14 protein-coding genes are annotated in these 16,094 nt (G+C 68.0%); 7 read left to right on the top strand and 7 right to left on the bottom strand.

Features of this window, described 5'->3' with window-relative positions; genetic code table 11:
• Positions 1-270 precede the first annotated feature (270 nt).
• Genes cheB through IEX72_RS06415 form a run of 4 tightly spaced genes read left to right on the top strand, consistent with a single transcriptional unit; the run spans position 271 to position 5,969 of the window.
• Positions 271-1,476, top strand: a complete 1,206-nt coding sequence (gene cheB, locus IEX72_RS06400) for a chemotaxis-specific protein-glutamate methyltransferase CheB (protein WP_188786550.1) — start codon at positions 271-273, stop codon at positions 1,474-1,476.
• A 2-nt stretch (positions 1,477-1,478) separates the two neighbouring features.
• On the top strand, positions 1,479-4,214 hold the full coding sequence (locus IEX72_RS06405; protein ID WP_188786551.1) for a chemotaxis protein CheA: 2,736 nt from the start codon (positions 1,479-1,481) through the stop codon (positions 4,212-4,214).
• A complete protein-coding gene (locus IEX72_RS06410) occupies positions 4,214-5,080 on the top strand; it encodes a CheR family methyltransferase (protein ID WP_188786552.1) in 867 nt (288 codons plus the stop codon). The genes IEX72_RS06405 and IEX72_RS06410 overlap by 1 nt, the downstream gene beginning before the upstream one ends.
• A 7-nt stretch (positions 5,081-5,087) precedes the next feature.
• A complete protein-coding gene (locus IEX72_RS06415) occupies positions 5,088-5,969 on the top strand; it encodes a CheF family chemotaxis protein (protein WP_188786553.1) in 882 nt (293 codons plus the stop codon).
• Between the two features lie 3 nt (positions 5,970-5,972).
• Here IEX72_RS06415 and IEX72_RS06420 read toward each other — a convergent pair whose 3' ends face one another.
• The 3 genes from IEX72_RS06420 to IEX72_RS15630 all read right to left on the bottom strand — a co-directional run bounded on the left by IEX72_RS06420 (position 5,973) and on the right by IEX72_RS15630 (position 8,611).
• Positions 5,973-6,350 (bottom strand): hypothetical protein, encoded by a 378-nt coding sequence (locus tag IEX72_RS06420; RefSeq protein WP_188786554.1) that lies wholly within the window; start codon positions 6,348-6,350, stop codon positions 5,973-5,975.
• A gap of 250 nt (positions 6,351-6,600) precedes the next feature.
• Entirely contained in the window at positions 6,601-8,373 is a 1,773-nt protein-coding gene (locus tag IEX72_RS06425; RefSeq protein ID WP_188786555.1) for a DNA mismatch repair protein, read from the bottom strand.
• A 73-nt stretch (positions 8,374-8,446) separates the two neighbouring features.
• Positions 8,447-8,611 carry a DUF7563 family protein gene (locus IEX72_RS15630; protein WP_425603784.1) on the bottom strand — a complete coding sequence of 55 codons (165 nt, stop codon included), beginning with the start codon at positions 8,609-8,611 and terminating at the stop codon, positions 8,447-8,449.
• A 156-nt stretch (positions 8,612-8,767) separates the two neighbouring features.
• Between IEX72_RS15630 and IEX72_RS06430 the strand changes: the two genes are divergently transcribed.
• Positions 8,768-10,576, top strand: coding sequence for a bacterio-opsin activator domain-containing protein (locus IEX72_RS06430; protein WP_188786556.1), 1,809 nt, complete (start codon positions 8,768-8,770; stop codon positions 10,574-10,576).
• Positions 10,577-10,651: 75 nt separating this feature from the next.
• On the opposite strand, the gene IEX72_RS06435 is transcribed toward IEX72_RS06430, so the two are convergent.
• The 4 genes from IEX72_RS06435 to IEX72_RS06450 all read right to left on the bottom strand — a co-directional run bounded on the left by IEX72_RS06435 (position 10,652) and on the right by IEX72_RS06450 (position 14,882).
• Entirely contained in the window at positions 10,652-10,852 is a 201-nt protein-coding gene (locus IEX72_RS06435) for a DUF7835 family putative zinc beta-ribbon protein (RefSeq protein WP_188786557.1), read from the bottom strand.
• 145 nt (positions 10,853-10,997) lie between these two features.
• A complete protein-coding gene (locus IEX72_RS06440; protein WP_188786558.1) occupies positions 10,998-12,695 on the bottom strand; it encodes a class I adenylate-forming enzyme family protein in 1,698 nt (565 codons plus the stop codon).
• Between the two features lie 26 nt (positions 12,696-12,721).
• Complete coding sequence (locus IEX72_RS06445) at positions 12,722-13,132, bottom strand: VOC family protein (protein WP_188786634.1); 411 nt, start codon at positions 13,130-13,132, stop codon at positions 12,722-12,724.
• Between the two features lie 73 nt (positions 13,133-13,205).
• Positions 13,206-14,882, bottom strand: a complete 1,677-nt coding sequence (locus IEX72_RS06450; RefSeq protein ID WP_188786559.1) for an acyl-CoA mutase large subunit family protein — start codon at positions 14,880-14,882, stop codon at positions 13,206-13,208.
• A 119-nt stretch (positions 14,883-15,001) separates the two neighbouring features.
• Here IEX72_RS06450 and IEX72_RS06455 point away from each other — a divergent pair, with 119 nt between their 5' ends.
• Positions 15,002-15,466: a pyridoxamine 5'-phosphate oxidase family protein gene (locus IEX72_RS06455; RefSeq protein WP_188786560.1), complete on the top strand. Its 465-nt coding sequence runs from the start codon at positions 15,002-15,004 to the stop codon at positions 15,464-15,466.
• Between the two features lie 170 nt (positions 15,467-15,636).
• Positions 15,637-16,029 carry a nascent polypeptide-associated complex protein gene (locus IEX72_RS06460; RefSeq protein ID WP_188786561.1) on the top strand — a complete coding sequence of 131 codons (393 nt, stop codon included), beginning with the start codon at positions 15,637-15,639 and terminating at the stop codon, positions 16,027-16,029.
• Positions 16,030-16,094: the final 65 nt, after the last annotated feature.

Here is a 16,094-nt window from a genome sequence, read left to right on the forward strand (position 1 = left end):
GGCTATCTATAATCGCAGGGAGGTCGCTCATAAATCTACCCACACCATTATCACGAGTGATTTCTGACGGGGAGTGCTTAAGATGATCAGTCGAAAATCACGGAACGAGATGAGCGGACACGAGCACTCCGCGGTCGGCCGCCGACGGGTTGTCCAGCCGCAGCGCGTCGATCCGCGGGGGTGGAGACAGGTGCCCACCGCAGCGGCCACACGTCGACGCTCGGCGGGTCGGCGCTTCGAGGGCGTTGACCGGACCGGGGGGGCGACGCAATGAGCACGGCTGCCGGACCCGGCGACGGCAGCGGGACGACCCGGGCGGTTGTCGTCGACGACTCCCGGTTTATGCGGACCCTGATCCGCGGGCTCTTGGAGGACGGCGGCATCGAGGTCGTGGGGGAGGCCAGCGACGGGTCGGCCGCGCTCGATGCGGTGATCGAACACGACCCGGACGTGGTGACAATGGATATCGAAATGCCCAGCATGAACGGCATCGACGCGGTCGAGGAGATCATGGGCGAACGCCCGACACCGGTCCTGATGCTGTCTGCGCACGCCGAGGAGAACGCCGACGTGACGTTCGAGGCGCTGGATCGGGGCGCGGTCGACTTCGTGACCAAGCCCGGCGGGGAGGTCACCTCGTCGATGCCGCGGGTGAAGCGGGAACTGGTGGCGAAAGTCGAGTCCGCAGCGCGGGCGGACCTTTCGGCGACGACCCGGCTGTCGTCGGCCGCCAGCGACAACGGCGGAACCGCGGCCGCCGCAGCCGGGGCCGAGGGGGCCACGACCGCCGGCGGATCGGGGGCGGCCCGTCGGTCGAGTAGGGCCGGGCGGCGGTCCGACAACGCGACCGGGGCGGCGGAGGCGAGTCCAGCGGGTCACGCCGCAGCGGCCTACCCCGACGTGGGCACCCTGGTCGTCGGCGCGTCGACCGGCGGCCCCAACGTGGTCGAGCGCGTTCTCACCGACCTCCCGCGGGAGGCGAACCTCCGGGTGCTGGTCGTCCAACACATGCCCGAGGGGTTCACCGAGCGGTTTGCGACCCGGCTCGACGGCCGCTCGGACTACGATATCCGAGAGGCCGAGTCCGGTGAGCGGCTCGAACCCGGAGCGGTTCGGGTCGCACCGGGTGACTACCACCTCGTGACCACGAGCGACCGGAACGGGCGGCTCCGGCTCGACCTCACCGAAACCGAGCCGGTCCACGGGGTCCGCCCCGCAATCGACATCACGATGGCGTCGGCGGTCGAGACCGTCGAGGGGCCGCTGTGTGCGGTGCTTCTCACCGGGATGGGGCGCGACGGCGTCGACGGGGTTGGCCGGGTGGCCCGCAACGGTGGCCACACGGTCGCACAGGACGAGGAGACGTCGGCGATCTTCGGGATGCCTCGCCGGGCGATCGAGTCCGGGCGTGTCGACACGGTCGCACCCGCCGAAGGGATCGCGGAGAGCGCGCTGGCGTACTTCGCGGAGGAGTGATCATGGACGAGGAACTCTATCAAGAATTCATCACTGAGTCCGAGGAGAGCATCACACAACTAAACAACGCGCTGCTGGAACTCGAGTCCAACCCCGACGACGACGACGCGATCGACGACATCTTTCGGCAGGCCCACACGCTGAAAGGCAACTTCGGGGCGATGGGGTTCGAGAACGCCTCAACGGTGGCTCACGCGGTCGAAGACCTCCTCGACGCCGTCCGACAGGACGAGATCGAGGTCACCCCAGGGCGTATGGACTTGGTCTTCGACGGCATGGACGAGATCCTTGAGATCCTCCACGACATCGAGGAACACGGCGAGTCCCAACGGGACCCGACGGACCTCGTGACCGAGATCCGTGCGGCCGCCGGGTCGGACGACAGTGACGGCGGTGTGGCCACGGGCGGCGAAGCCGACGAAGCCGACGCCGCCGACGCTGCCGTCGCAGACAGCCCGGAACGGGAAACCGGCGACGACAGGACGGACAACGGCGCGCTCGCGCGAGTCCGCGAACGGGCTGCCGAGGTGCTCGACCGCGACGACCCCGCCGTCGCCGATGCCGACACCCTCGTCCACGCGCGGGTCTCACTCGACGCGGGCGATATGAAGGGCGTCGACGGCGGGTTGTTCGTCAGCAGCCTCCCGGACGACCTCGCGGTGGTGGGTGCGGATCCGGCGTTGGACGCCATCGAAGAGGGCGCCTTCGGAGACGACTTCGTGCTCTTCGTCGCCGACACCTCGGCTGCGGAGTTGGACGCGGTCCTCGGGAACGTCTGGAAAGTGGAGTCAACGTCGGTGACCGAGGTGACCGGGGAACTCGGCGCCGACTCCGGAACGGGAGATGGGGGCCCGGCTGCGCCGGGTGGCGGTGCCGAATCCGACGCCGACGCGGGCGGCGACGCAGCGAACGCCGACGCCGACGCGGGCGGCGACGCAGCGAACGCCGAATCCGACGCCGACACCGGAGCGGGATCGACGCCAGCCGGCACCGATACCGTGCCGGCCGACGACGCCGTCCCGGGTACCGGGACCGTGCCCGACAGCGGCGTCGACCCCGAGTCGGCGTCGGCGGCCGTCGACGCGGTCGTCTCCGCGTACACTGGGGACGGTAACTCCGGCGACACGCCGTCGGAACCGGCACCGGCGACCGACACCGAGACGGCCCGGAACCGGAGCGCTGACGTCGTCGACGACAGTGCGGAAACGGCTGTCAGCGGCGCCGAGACTGACACGGGTGGCGACGACCGTGATACCGGCGCCGACCCCTCCGGCGGCGATAGCGGCGATCCCACGGCCGACGGGGCCGAAACCGCGGCCGAGGCTGCCACTGCAACCGCGGCCGAGGCTGCCACTGCAACCGCGGCCGAGGCTGGTAGCGACAACGCGGCGGCCGACGATTCCCCGGCAGCCGGCGGTAGTGACTCGTCCGGGCAGCCCGCGGCCGGGTCGGAGACCACCGGGTCCGACGACGGGGACGACGGCGGGGACGACGGCGGGGACGACGGCGACAGCGAATCGACCCCCTCGATCTCCGAAGTCAAGTCCGTGCGGGTCGACGTCGACCAACTCGACGAGCTCCACAGCCTGGTCGAACAGCTCGTGACCAGCCGGATCAAGCTCCGGCAGGCTGTCGACAGTGAGGCCTCCGCAGGCCGAGATACGTTAGACGAACTCGACAAGATCTCCTCGAATCTCCAGGACACCGTGATGGATATGCGCTTGATCCCGCTGAAGAAGGTGTTCGACAAGTTCCCCCGGCTGGTCCGGGATCTGGCGCGCGAGGAGGACAAACGCGTCGACTTCTCGGTGGAGGGTGAGAACATCGAACTCGATCGGACGATCCTCGACGAGATATCCGACCCGCTCATGCACGTGCTCCGGAACGCGGTCGACCACGGTATCGAACCGCCCGACGAACGGGAGGCGTCGGGCAAACCCCGGACCGGATCGGTTGAGCTCCGGGCCGAGCGGGAACACGACACGGTTGTGATCACCGCCGAGGACGACGGCGGCGGGATCGACGCCGACGTACTCCGGGAGAAAGCCGCCGAGAGGGGGATCCGACCCCGCGAGGACCTCGACGACCTCCCGGATGAGGAAGTCTACGACTACATCTTCCACCCGGGGTTTTCCACAAACGACGAGATCACCGACGTGAGCGGCCGCGGGGTCGGGATGGACGTTGTCAAGACCACCGTGGAGTCACTGGACGGGTCAGTGAACGTCGACAGTACCCTCGGAGAGGGAACGACGGTCTCGATCCGGCTGCCCGTGTCGGTGGCGATCATCAAGGTCTTGTTCGTGCAGACCGGCGGTCGGGAGTTCGGAGTCCCGATCAAGTATATCGACGAGATCGCAAACGACACTCGGGTCCAGCGGGTCGACGGCGCGGAGGTCATCGTCCACGACGACCACATCTTCCCGCTGATCCGGCTCCAGGAGGCGCTCGGGATGGGTGAGAGCGGACACACCGGCGGGATGACTGTTCGGATCCGTCCGGCCGACCGGCAGATCGCGCTCCGGTGTGACGACGTCTCCCGACAGGAGGAGGTGGTCGTCACGCCGCTGCAGGGGCCGCTCAAGGGGACCGAGGGGTTGTCCGGCACCGCGGTCGTCGGCGACGGGAACGTCGTCCCGATCCTCGACATCAATTCGCTGTCGGTGCCCGACGATGGCAAACAGGCACAGCGTGAGTGGACCCCGCCCGAAGCCGAGGCGGAGGGGGCGGCGGACTGATGGGGCTCGGAACCGACACCAAAGCGGAGGACGGCGCCGACGAACCGGGCGGATCGTTCGACGACCTCCTCGGCTACGTGGAGTCGTCGCTGTCGTTTGCGACGAGTTCGTACAACCGGGCGTACCTCGATCGACGGGTCTCCGCGCGGATGCGCCGCCGCCGAGTCGACGACTACGACGACTACCGGGCGCTGCTTCGCGACGACGAGGACGAACAGCAGGCGCTGCTGAACGCGCTGTCGGTCAACGTCACCAGTTTCTTCCGGAATCCCGACGTCTGGGAGGGGCTCCGAGGGGTGTTGGCTGAGCTGAGCGAGCAGCGTCGCACGCGCGTCTGGAGTGCGGCGTGTTCCGACGGTCGGGAGGCGTACTCCGTGGCGATGCTCGCGCTCGACGACAATCGGATCGACGCCGGCCGCGTGGAGATTCTCGGGACCGACATCAAACCCGATATTCTGCGCGCTGCGAGGCGTGGAGAGTACCACGCCTCCGAGACTAACGACCTCGAAGACCAGTTGGAGCCGCTCGCCGACAGCGACCGGTACGTCAAGCGGGACGGCGACGCGTTCCGCGTCACCGACGAGGTGCAGGATCTGGTGTCGTTCCGCAAGCACGACCTGGTTCAGGAGGCACCGCCGCGGACGTTCGACCTGGTGATCTGCCGAAACCTGTTCATCTACATCAACACCGAGGCGAAGCAGGCGATCTTCGAGACCCTGGGATCAGGGGTTGAACCCGGCGGCTACCTCACGATCGGGATGACAGAGACCGTGCCGACCGCCGTCCGGGACCGGTACGACCCCGTCGAGAAACGGCTTAGGATCTACCGCGACACCGCTGACAGCGGAGAGACGCACTCGAGGTGACGCCTCCGTGAGATCGGACGAGACGAAGGTGGCCGACACGCGCGGGCAGTTCCTGCAAGTCCTGCGCGACGGCCGCGAACTGAACGACGCCGCCTGGGCCAACGGCCGGATCCTCCTGTCGAACCGGCGGATCGTCCTGGCTGGAACCGGCGGCAAACGCATGTTCCCGCTTGCGGCGATCGGTCGGGTGGGCGGGCGCTTCGACGTGAACCAGCGGGTCGCGACAGTCTCTGACTACCTCGCGCTCCAGTTCGACGGCGGGGAGAACGTCATCCTCGTCGCGCCCGCTGAGTATGAGGCGTTCGAGATGGATCTCTACGACGCGCTCTTGTCCTCGACGAAGTTCCTGATCCGACACCCCGCGGTCGAGGGAGGGGTGGTCCAGAACACCGAGTGGGAGCCGGGGCGTGTCAAGACTGAGGCGGACTCGGTCAGCCTCGCGACCGTCTCGGGGACGTTCGTGGAGATCCGTCTCGACGACATCGGCGACACCGACATGGGTCGACGGACCGTCCGAGAGGAACAGCGGGAGGTCATAGAGGTCGAACACTCCGACGACGGAACGAGCGTCCAGACGTACATTTCGGGGCCGGAACGCGCGGTCGGGATCCTCCGGTCGCTCCTCCGGATCGGCGACGAACAGACCGAAACGTCGCTGGATCTGTCCCAGCAGGACAAACAGGTCCTGATGGCGCTGTACTCGGGCGTGTCCCCGTTCGACATCCCGTCGTTTCTCGGGATCGACGTCGATCAGGTCGAGGAACTGTTCGTCCGACTCATCGATCACGACGTCGTCGACGAGGTTCGGGTGCGTCACGAGGTCGAACTCAACGCCCGCGGACGGTCGATCGCGGCCGACGCGATCGACGAGCAGGGCGCGGAGATGTGAAATTCACCCTCGCGCGTGCGCCAGAACTTCCTCACGAGCCTCGATCGCGCAGTCGCGGCCGCCCCGTCCGAAGTGGAGGGTGTTGGCGTTGACCGGGTCCGAGAGCAACCCGCCGCTGTCGACGGTGACACCCGCCTGTTCGATCTGGATGTACCCGATCGTGATGCCCTTCGAGAAGTCGACGCCGGTGATCTCCTCGGCGGGGATGGTCAAGTCGTCGAACCGCGATCGACCGACGCGGTGGATCTCGACGCGGTCCGGATAGACGGCGAGCGTCCCGTCCTGGAACTCACAAGCGACGATGGCGTCAGGGTGATCGTCGCCCCCGGTGGCGCCCCCCTTCTCGTCGTCCGGATCGTCGTCGCGCCACGGCAGGTTCATCGACAACACGTACCACCGGCGGGCGCAAAAGCGTTCGGCAGACGGGGCCTTCCCGCGAGCGGTTATATACGATCCCGCGGCCAGACCCCGCGTGATCTGATACTGTCGGGTATAACTACGTGAAGATTTTCGACACCCCGGGGTGTCGAAATACGTCACGCGACTATAGCCGACAGTATGAGAACAGCCCCGTGTCGGGTCGCAGTTGTCCGGCACGTTGACGCGGGGATCGCGGTGTGTCGGCTGTTCGCTACTCCGTTCCGGACCACGCAGCGTCCGAGAGCGTCCGCTGGACGGCTTCCTCGCCGACCGCCGCTGCGAGCGCCTCGAACCCCCGGCGTTCGACGGGGTCGGCGGCGTCGGCGACCAGCCGCGACACGATGAACTCCGGGGTTGACTTCCCGATCGTCCCGAATCGAGGTTGATAGTCCACCCGCAGTTCCAAGTCCTCGGTCAGCCCCTCGGCGAAGATGCCGTCGGTGCGGGCCTCCGATGGGAGCGGGCTCAGGTCGCCGGCGAGGTGCGTGACGTAGACCCCCAAGGCGCCGCGGTCGACGGTCAGATCGACCAGCCCGTTGAGGAGGTCGGCCGCGCGGCCGGGTTCGGTGATTGCCTCGAACTCATCGACCAACATCAGGGTCCGGTCACCCCTCGACAGCGGTGGGACGATCGACTTCAGCGTCGACTCCAGCACACCGGCGTTGAAACTCGCGTGCCGGCGGTGGAACACCACGCTGTCGAACTCCCCGACAGCGGCCCGGTCTGCGGGGACCGGAAGTCCCATCGACGCGAGCAGCGCAACCTGTGCGAGCGTCTCCAGCAGGGTCGTCTTCCCACCGGAGTTCGCGCCGGTCAGGACCGCGACGCGGTCGCCCGACGGGGGCGCCTCGGGATGGTCGGACGACCCATTCGGGTCGACACTCTCCAGCCCGTGAGCGCCGATCGCGTAGGTGACGGCCTGGACCTCGCCGGGGAGCGAAAGGTTCCGCGCGCCGGCCACCGCGAGGCCGTCTTCGACCAACTCCGGGCGCCTGAGGTCGTGCGCTGCCGCGAAGCGACCCAAAGAGAGGTCGAACGCGATCTCCGAGACCGCCGACACTGCCACGTCAACATCCTCGCGCGCATTCTCGACTGAGTCCCGGAGCTCCGCGGCGACGGCTTCCTCGCGCTCGTCCACGTCGGATTCGAGCTCCGAGAGGAGGGTTCGAAGCGTCGTCGACGCGAAGTCCGCCTCGTCGCGAGCATCAGAAGCGACGGCGCCTTCAGCGCGGCCCCGGGGGACGTCGGTTTGCGTGGCGACGTACTCCACGAACGCCCCGCGGAACTCCTCGAAGCTCCGAACACCCCGCTCGCGGACGGATTCGAGAACGTCGAGTGCGCCGCGTTCCAACTCGGCGACAGCGTCACGGCGCCCCCGGAGCCGATCGAGTTCCGCGTCGGTCCCGGGGGTAACCGACCCGTCGGCGCTGACGGTTCCGAGCGCGTCTGCGGCGGCCGCTAAGTCGTCGTCGTCAAGATCATCAAGCGCAGCGAACGTGCCGCCGCGGAGCCCCGCCTCCCGGAGTGCCACGGCAGTCTCGACCGCCGCCCGGTCGGACCCGTCAGCGTCGTCGTACGCGTTGAACGCCGATCGGACGGCATCGCGCTCGGCGTCGTTCAGTCCGATCCAGGCGTCCCGGGCGGCCGTCACGCGGTCAAGCCGCCGCTCACGCTCTTCAACGGACGCAAGCGGCGTCAGCACGCGAACCCGGTCTGCGGCGTGCGCTGTGAGCGCGTGGTCGCTCGCGAGCGTCAGTAGGTCGTCATAGACGCTGCGAGCGTCTCGGGTCCCGAGTGTTTCGACGCCGGCCGCGCCGTTCGCTCGACGGAGGATCCGGACCACCCGTCCGCGCGGGATTCCGGCGTCCACGAGCGCACGGATGTCTGCACCCTCGATCGCGTTGAGCGCCCGTTCGACCCCCATCGACTCCCGGAGCAACTTGTCAGTCTTGGGTCCGACTCCCCAGTAGTCCTCCAGTCGCATACAACTACGTCCGCGGGGTCACACTGTATGCTTTCGGTCCGGAAGCGGACGGTGTCAGGGTGTTTCGGCGGCGCTACAGCGAGGAGACACGGCGGGATCGGGCGTCACGAACCGCCGCCCCTTCTCGGATCATATCCTCGCAGTGGGGGCAAACCCGCGCGTCTTCGAACCCTTCAGGGGCGAACACTCTCACGTAGTCCCGCGAGACGAACGATCCGCAGTTCTGGCATTCAGGCATCGTGGCCCACCTCGGCGACGTTTCGATCGAACATATTCACTTGACACAATGGATGATATCCACCTAACACGACCCCCTATGTAGTTAGGGGCGGTAGTATGGACTCGGGCAAGGGGCAGATATTTGACCGTGGCACCGCCCCTTACGGGTACTGAAATGCTCGCTGACGGCGTCGTCGACACGGATAATTCGGACGCGGAGCCGACGCCGCCGGCCGACCGGCCGACGGTACTGGTAGTAGACGACGACAGGGCGCTGGCGGATACCTGCGAGTACTGGCTTCGCGAGGAGTACAACGTGCGCGTGGCCTACGGCGGCAGGCAGGCGCTGGAGCAGGTCGACGCCGATGTCGACGTGGTCCTGCTCGACCGACGGATGCCGGATGTCTCCGGCGACGACGTGCTCGGCGAGATCGACGCCCGAGGGCTGGACTGCCGGGTCGCTATGATGACCGCCATCGCCCCCGACACGGATATCGTCGAGATGCCGTTCGACGAGTACCTCGTCAAACCGGTCGACGAGGAGAGCGTCACCGAGGCCGTCGAAGAGCTGCTAGTGCGGGCGGAGTTCGACGACCGGATCCGGGAGTATTTCGCGTTGGCGTCGACCGAGGCGGTTCTCGACGGGCGCGAGGTCCGCGACCCGGCCGCGCTCGACGACCTGGCCGAACGGGTACGGGAGCTCCGGGCCGAGCGAGAGTCCGAGATCCGCGAGCGGGAACGGCAGTTGGAACGGACCCGGCGGATCAACGGCCTCCTCCGGGAGGTCGACCGCGGGCTGGTGGACGCGGACACCCGAGCCGACATCGTCGAGACTGTGTGTGACTCCTTCGAGGCGTCGGTGTACGACGGGGCGTGGGTGGCGGGCTACAACAAGGCGGTCGGGAGCGTTGAGTGCGAGGCCGCGGGCGGAGCGGTCGCGTCGCCGTTCGGTCGGGCCGAGCGGTCGGGACGGGACAGCGGCGACGGGGCGGTCGACCACGAAGCGGTCGTGACGCAATCGATCGACACCCGATCGCCGGCAACCGCGGCGGTCGACCCGCCGGCTGCGGCGGCGGTGCTCGTTGACCCCGATCCGAAGGACGTCGGTCGGACAGTGGTGGCCGTCCCGATTGAGTACCGCGGGACCGTGTACGGTGCCTTGGTGGTGTACGTCCGGGGCGACGTTACCGACGAGGAGCTGTCAATGCTCGTCGAAGTGGGCGAGACTGTCGGAAACGGGATCAACGGGGCCGAGTCGAGACAGTTGCTCTACGACGACAGCGCGGTCGAACTGGAGTTCGCCCACGCCGATGACGGTGACGTCCTCGTCGACCTCTCGAAAGAGTTCGACACTACGATCCGGCTTGAAGGGCTCGCTCCCGCCGACGGCGGCGTGGTCACGTGCTTTCTTTCGGTCGGTGGCACGGATCCGGAGGCGGTGCTCGGGAGTGTCACGCCCCGGAGCGCAGTGACGGGCGCGCGCGTCGTCTCCGAGGAGTCCGACGAGACGCTGTTCGAGTTACGGTTGACCGACGCGTCGGCGGTGGTGACACTCGTTGAGTTGGGCGCGAAAGTCGAGTCGTTCACCGCGACGAGCGGGGAGGGGCGGCTCGTGATCCGGGCGCCGGCAGGGTCGGACCTCAGGACGTTCACATTCGGGGTACAGTCACCGTTCCCCGACGTGTCGGTCGTCGCAAAGCGAGAAGTCGACGACGACGTGCAGTCAACGTCGTCGTTCCGGCGGCAACTCGAGAAGAAGCTGACCGACCGACAGCGGGACGTGATGGAGACGGCACTCGCCTCCGGCTACTTCGAGTGGCCCCGCGGGAGCACCGCAGAGGAAGTGGCGTCGTCGCTCGGCATCGCCGCGCCCACCTTTCACGAGCACCTCCGGGCGGGCGAGCAGAAGCTTGTCGAGTCGTTCTTCGCAGAGACCGGAGACCGGACCGGTCTGGGTCGAGAGGAGACAGCCACAGACGACTGAGACGGGCGGTCTCGGGAACGTCGGTTGCGCCGGAGATGCGGCCGACGGTGACCGACGAAAGCGACCGGTAGTGGTTCAGGCGTTGTTCATCCGCTGGCTGCGCGTGTCGCCGCAGATGCGACACTCGGTGACCCGGTAGGGCTCCCGCGAGAACGCCCGGTTCGTCTGTTTCGTGCTCTCGGTCTTGAGTTCGATCGACACCGCGTGCGGCGTCCGCGTTCCGCACTCTGCGCAGTTCTCGGTCAGTTCGGTGACCGCCGGTTGGCTTTGTGACATAGTGGTTCTGTGTTTCCTATAAGATGTGGGAAGATATTGTCAGCCAACCCTACACAGTTAGGGGACCGACCGAACCCAGGGGCCCGCTCGCGTTCGCAGGATTCAAGTCCGCTGGCCGGCGGTGCCGAGCGTGGACGCCGGCCGATCAGCCGGTGTCGGCGTTCGAGTCGTCGGTATCGCCCGGTGGGTCAGTGTCGGCGTTCGAGTCGTCGGTCCCTGCGCCTTCCCACCGCTCTCCCTGGTCGGGGCCGTTCCGGCCGTCGTTGGTCGCCGACGCCTCCGGGGAGAAACGATCGCGGACGGCCGCCCGGTCGACCGTCCCGGACACGGTGCGTGGCAGCGTCTCAGCGACCGAGAGCATCTTTGGGAGTTTGTACGCGGCGAGTCGATCCCGTGCGAACGCGAGGACATCATCGCTGTCGAGCCGGCGGCCGGTCGCCGGATCCGGTTCGGCGCTCGGAGGCGACACACCCGACTCGGGGACGAGCAGGGCTGACACCCGCTCGCCCCACTCGGCGTCGGGGACGCCTACCACGGCCGCCTCGGAGACATCGGGGTGGTCGACGAGCACGTCCGCGATCGCACCCGGATTGACGTTCTCGCCGCCGGTCACGATCCGGTCGTCGAGTCGGTTCAGTACCCTGAGCGACCCGGATTCATCAAGCGCTCCGACGTCGCCGGTGTGGAGCCCGAACTCCCCGAACGCCGCCTCGGTCGCAGCCGGGGTGCCGTAGTATCCGGGTGTGACAGTCGGCCCGTCGACGACGAGCTCTCCCGACTCCCCGGGCGAGAGTGGGCTACCCGCCTCGTCGACGACCCGAACCTCGGTCAGAAACAGCGGGCTCCCGACGCGCTCGGGGCTCTCGACGGCCTGCTCTGGCCGGGCGGTCGCGATCTGTGACGCGGTCTCGGTCATGCCGTAGGTCGGGTACACCGGCACGGAGTAGTTGCAGCACCGTTCGATCAGGTCCGTCGGCGCCGGCGCGCCCCCGAGAAGGACAACACGGAGCGACTCCGCGAGCGTCCCGCGGCGGTCGAGCATCCGGCGGAGCATCGTGGGGACCAGCGACACCGCGGTGGCGTCGTAGCTGTCGAGGTCGTCCGCGGCGTCGCCGGCGTCGAACTCCTCGCGGAGGACGACCGTCATCCCGTATACCGGCATGCGGAGGATCGGCGAGATGCCGCCGGTGTGGTGCAGGGGCAGCGTCGCCACCCACCGGTCGCCGGGATCGACGCCCAGCCGGAACGCCGAGGCGGCCGCGCTGGCGAGCAGGTTCCCCGTGGTGAGCCGCACTGGTTTGGGGTCGCCAGTCGTGCCCGAGGTGAAGAGGAGCAACTGGGTGTCGTCGAGCGACCACGATGCGGGCGACACGGAACCGGTTTGTACGGTCGAAAGCTGTTCCGCAGCCGTGGTTTCGGCGTTGTCGACGGTCGCGACGGTGATCGGGCCTCCCGGATCGTCGGCGTGGGTCGCGTTGACACCGCCAAGGGTGGAGACAGCCGCTGTCACCGCGTCCTCGGTCCCCCTGTCGCACACCACGGTGGCGACATCGGCTGCGTCCAACTGGGTCGCGAGCTCTCGGGGGGTGAGCCCATCCCCCATCGGCACCAGCGTCGCGCCCAGTCGCATCGCGGCGTGGATCAGACAGACGTACTCGACGCACGGCCGGAGCACGGCCCCGAGGTGCGTTCCATCGTCGACTCCAACCGCCGCAAGCCGGCTGGCGAGGTCGTCGACGAGCGTGTCCAGGGTTCCGAACGTGTAGCTCGTGTCGGTGGTCGTATCGACGAGCGCCTCTCTGCCCGGGTCGATCCCGGCGCGGTGTGAGAGCCAATCGCGCATCCTGCGTAGCGTGGGTCGCCGACCGACTAAACTGTGCGGTTCGCCCCGTCGCTGTCGCTCGCCACGAACTCAACCAGGACGCCGCCGGTCGAGCCGGGGTGGAGGAACGCGACGGTGTGGCCCCACGCCCCCGGCCGGGGCGCCTCGTCGACGAGGTCGATCCCGAGGTCGCTGGCGCGCTCTAGCGACGCGCCGATGTCGTCGGTCGCGACCGCGACGTGGTGGATCCCCGGCCCCTGACGGTCGAGGTACCGGGCGATAGGCCCGTCTCCCCGGGGTTCGAGCAGCTCGAAGTAGTCGCCGTCGAGTTCCAGGAACCGGATCATCATCCCGTCGAAGCCTTCCTCGTGGACGATCGGGGCGTCGAGGAGCCCCGCGAACGTGGCCGCGAGGTCGGCGCCGTCGACCGTCGCAATCCCGAGGTGGTGAAACGACAGCGACATACCCGGGGTGATGGCTGGTGGAACATAAACTGTCGGGCGCGGGCGGTGACTGCGTGCCGCGACACCACTACAGCCGGGGCTGGTACTCGCCGAACTCCTCGCGGAGCACGTTCGAGATCTCCCCCACCGTGGCGTAGGTCTTCACCGCGTCGACGGTCGGGGGCAGCACGTTGTCGTCGCCGGCGGCGGCGTCCCGCACGGCCGAAAGCGCCGCCTCGACGGCCTCGTCGTCGCGCTCGTCTTTCACCGCCGCCAGCCGGTCGACCTGGCGGGCCTCGTCGTCCTCGTCGACCTCCTCGACGTCGACGTGGGGGTCCTCGTCGACCTGGAACTCGTTGACGCCGACCACGACCCGGTCGCCCGACTCGATCTCCTGTTGGCGCTCGAAGGCGACGTCCTGGATCTGGCGTTTCACCCACCCCGACTCCACGGCGTCGAGCATACCGCCGCGGCGGTCGACCTCCTCGAGGATCTCGAACGCTTCCGCTTCGAGGTCGTCGGTCAGCGACTCGACGTAGTAGCTCCCCCCGAGCGGGTCGATGGTGTCGGCGACGCCCGACTCGTGGGCCAGGATCTGCTGGGTCCGGAGGGCGGTCCGCACCGACTGTTCTGTGGGGAGCGACAGCGCCTCGTCTTTCCCGTTGGTGTGGAGGCTCTGGGCCCCGCCCAGCACCGCCGCCAGCGCCTGGTACGCAACTCTAACAACGTTGTTTTCCACCTGCTGGGCGGTTAGCGTCGACCCGCCGGTCTGGGCGTGGAACTTCAACTGGCGGGACTTCGGGTCCTCGGCGTCGAACCGCTCGTCCAGTATGTCGGCCCACATCCGCCGGGCCGCGCGGAACTTCGCGGCCTCCTCGAAGACGTTGTTGTGGGCGTTGAAAAAGAACGACAGCCGCGGCGCGAACTCGTCGACGTCGAGACCGGCCGCAAGCGCTGTCTCGATGTACTCGATACCGTTTCCGAGGGTGAACGCGATCTCCTGGGCCGCGGTCGACCCCGCCTCGCGGATGTGGTACCCCGAGATGGAGATGGTGTTGAACGTCGGGGTCTCGGCCCCGCAAAACTCGAAGATGTCGGTGATCAGCCGCATCGACGCGTTCGGCGGGTAAATGTAGAGGTTCCGCGCGATGTACTCTTTCAGGATGTCGTTCTGGATGGTCCCGCGGAGCTGTTCGCGGGGAACGCCCTGTTTGTCGCCGATTGCGACGTACATCGCGAAAAGCACCGCCGCGGGCGCGTTGATCGTCATCGACGTCGACACCTCGTCTAAGGGGATGCCGTCGAACACCACCTCCATGTCCCGGAGCGTGTCGACCGCGACGCCCGCCTTCCCCACCTCGCCGGCGGCCATCCCGGCGTCGGAGTCGTACCCCTTCTGGGTGGGGAGGTCGAACGCGAGCGACAGCCCCGAGGAGCCCTGGTCGATGAGGTACCGGAACCGCTCGTTGGTCTCCCTGGCCGTTCCCATCCCGGCGTACTGCCGCATCGTCCACAGCCGCCCGCGGTGCATTGTGGAGTAGACACCGCGCGTGTACGGCGCCTCGCCGGGGAACCCCAGGTCGTCGTCGTAGTCGAGGTCCGACACGTCAGCCGGGGTGTACAGCCGCCGGACGTCCTGCCCGCCGGTGTCGGTGGTGAACGCCTCCCGCCGTTCCCCGAACCGGTCGAGGGTGGGCGAGAGGGTCTCGGCCTCCCACTCGCGTTTGCCCTCGCGGATCGTCTGGAGGTCGTCGGGGTCGAACATACGGAACGAAAGCGCCCGCCGGGTATTGAAACCCACCGGAGCGACGGGCGACGACCCGCCACGACACCCGGACGGCGCGGAAGGGAAAACACAAAGTCCGAGCCGACGAACGCCGGCGTATGTCCGAGAAGACAGCCCAGAACCCGGCCGGCGGCCGGATGACCGACGCGGAGGTCGACGCCTTCCTCGCCGAGCAGGGGACGGGCGTTCTCGCACTGGCCGACGGCGGCAGTGCGTACGCGATCCCGATCTCGTTCGGCTACGAAATCGGGCGGGCGGTCTTCGCCTACTGGCAGTTCGGTGCCGAGACCACGAAAGGGGAGTACACGGCGGCGACGGATCAGGCGTGTCTGACGGTCTACGACGTGGCGTCGCGATCGGAGTGGCGGAGCGCCCTCGCCCGCGGACCGCTCCGGGAGCTGTCGGGGGCGGAGTGGGCCGACCTCGGAAGGTTGATCGACGACAACGCGCTCTCGCCGGAGTTCACCGGAGTCCGGGGGCGGAACCTCTCGGTTGCGGGGTACGAGATGCGGATCGAGGAGGCCACCGGATACCACCGCCGACCGGATGCGGCCGAAGAGTAGCCGGCCGGGACCGACCGAAGGGAGCCGCAGAATGGACACGCCGAGCGTCCCGGGAAGCCAGCCACCGAGGACGCGGTGTCCCCGTCGGCGGGTGCGACCGTGGCTCGAACGGCCGTACACGCCGCGCTTCGCCACGTTTTTGCGACCGGCACCCGTGGGTTCCGACAACTATGTTCGGTGGAGGCGGTATGAACCCGCGGAAAATGAAGCAGATGATGGAACAGATGGGTATCGACGTCACCGAACTCGACGTCGAGGAGGTCGTGATCCGGACGGGTGACGAGGACCTGGTGTTCGACGACGCCCAGGTCACCCGGATGGACGCCCAGGGCCAGCAGACCTACCAGGTCGTCGGCGAACCCGACTCCCGCGATCCGGGCGCGACCGCGCTGGAAGGCGGCGACGGAAGCGATGCCGGCGACGACAGCGACGAGGACGACGGCATCCCGGAGGACGACATCGCCTTAGTCGCCGAGAACGCCGGCGTCGACGCCGGGACGGCACGCGAAGCCCTCGCTGAGACCGACGGCGACCTCGCGGCCGCCATCGCGAACCTGGAGTGATACCGATTCCTCTCACTGATTCCCGCCGATCGCCGGTAACGGGGGTGGCGATCGGCGGGAAGGGA

Source organism: Halobellus salinus, assembly GCF_014646875.1.
Taxonomy (GTDB): domain Archaea; phylum Halobacteriota; class Halobacteria; order Halobacteriales; family Haloferacaceae; genus Haloquadratum; species Haloquadratum salinum.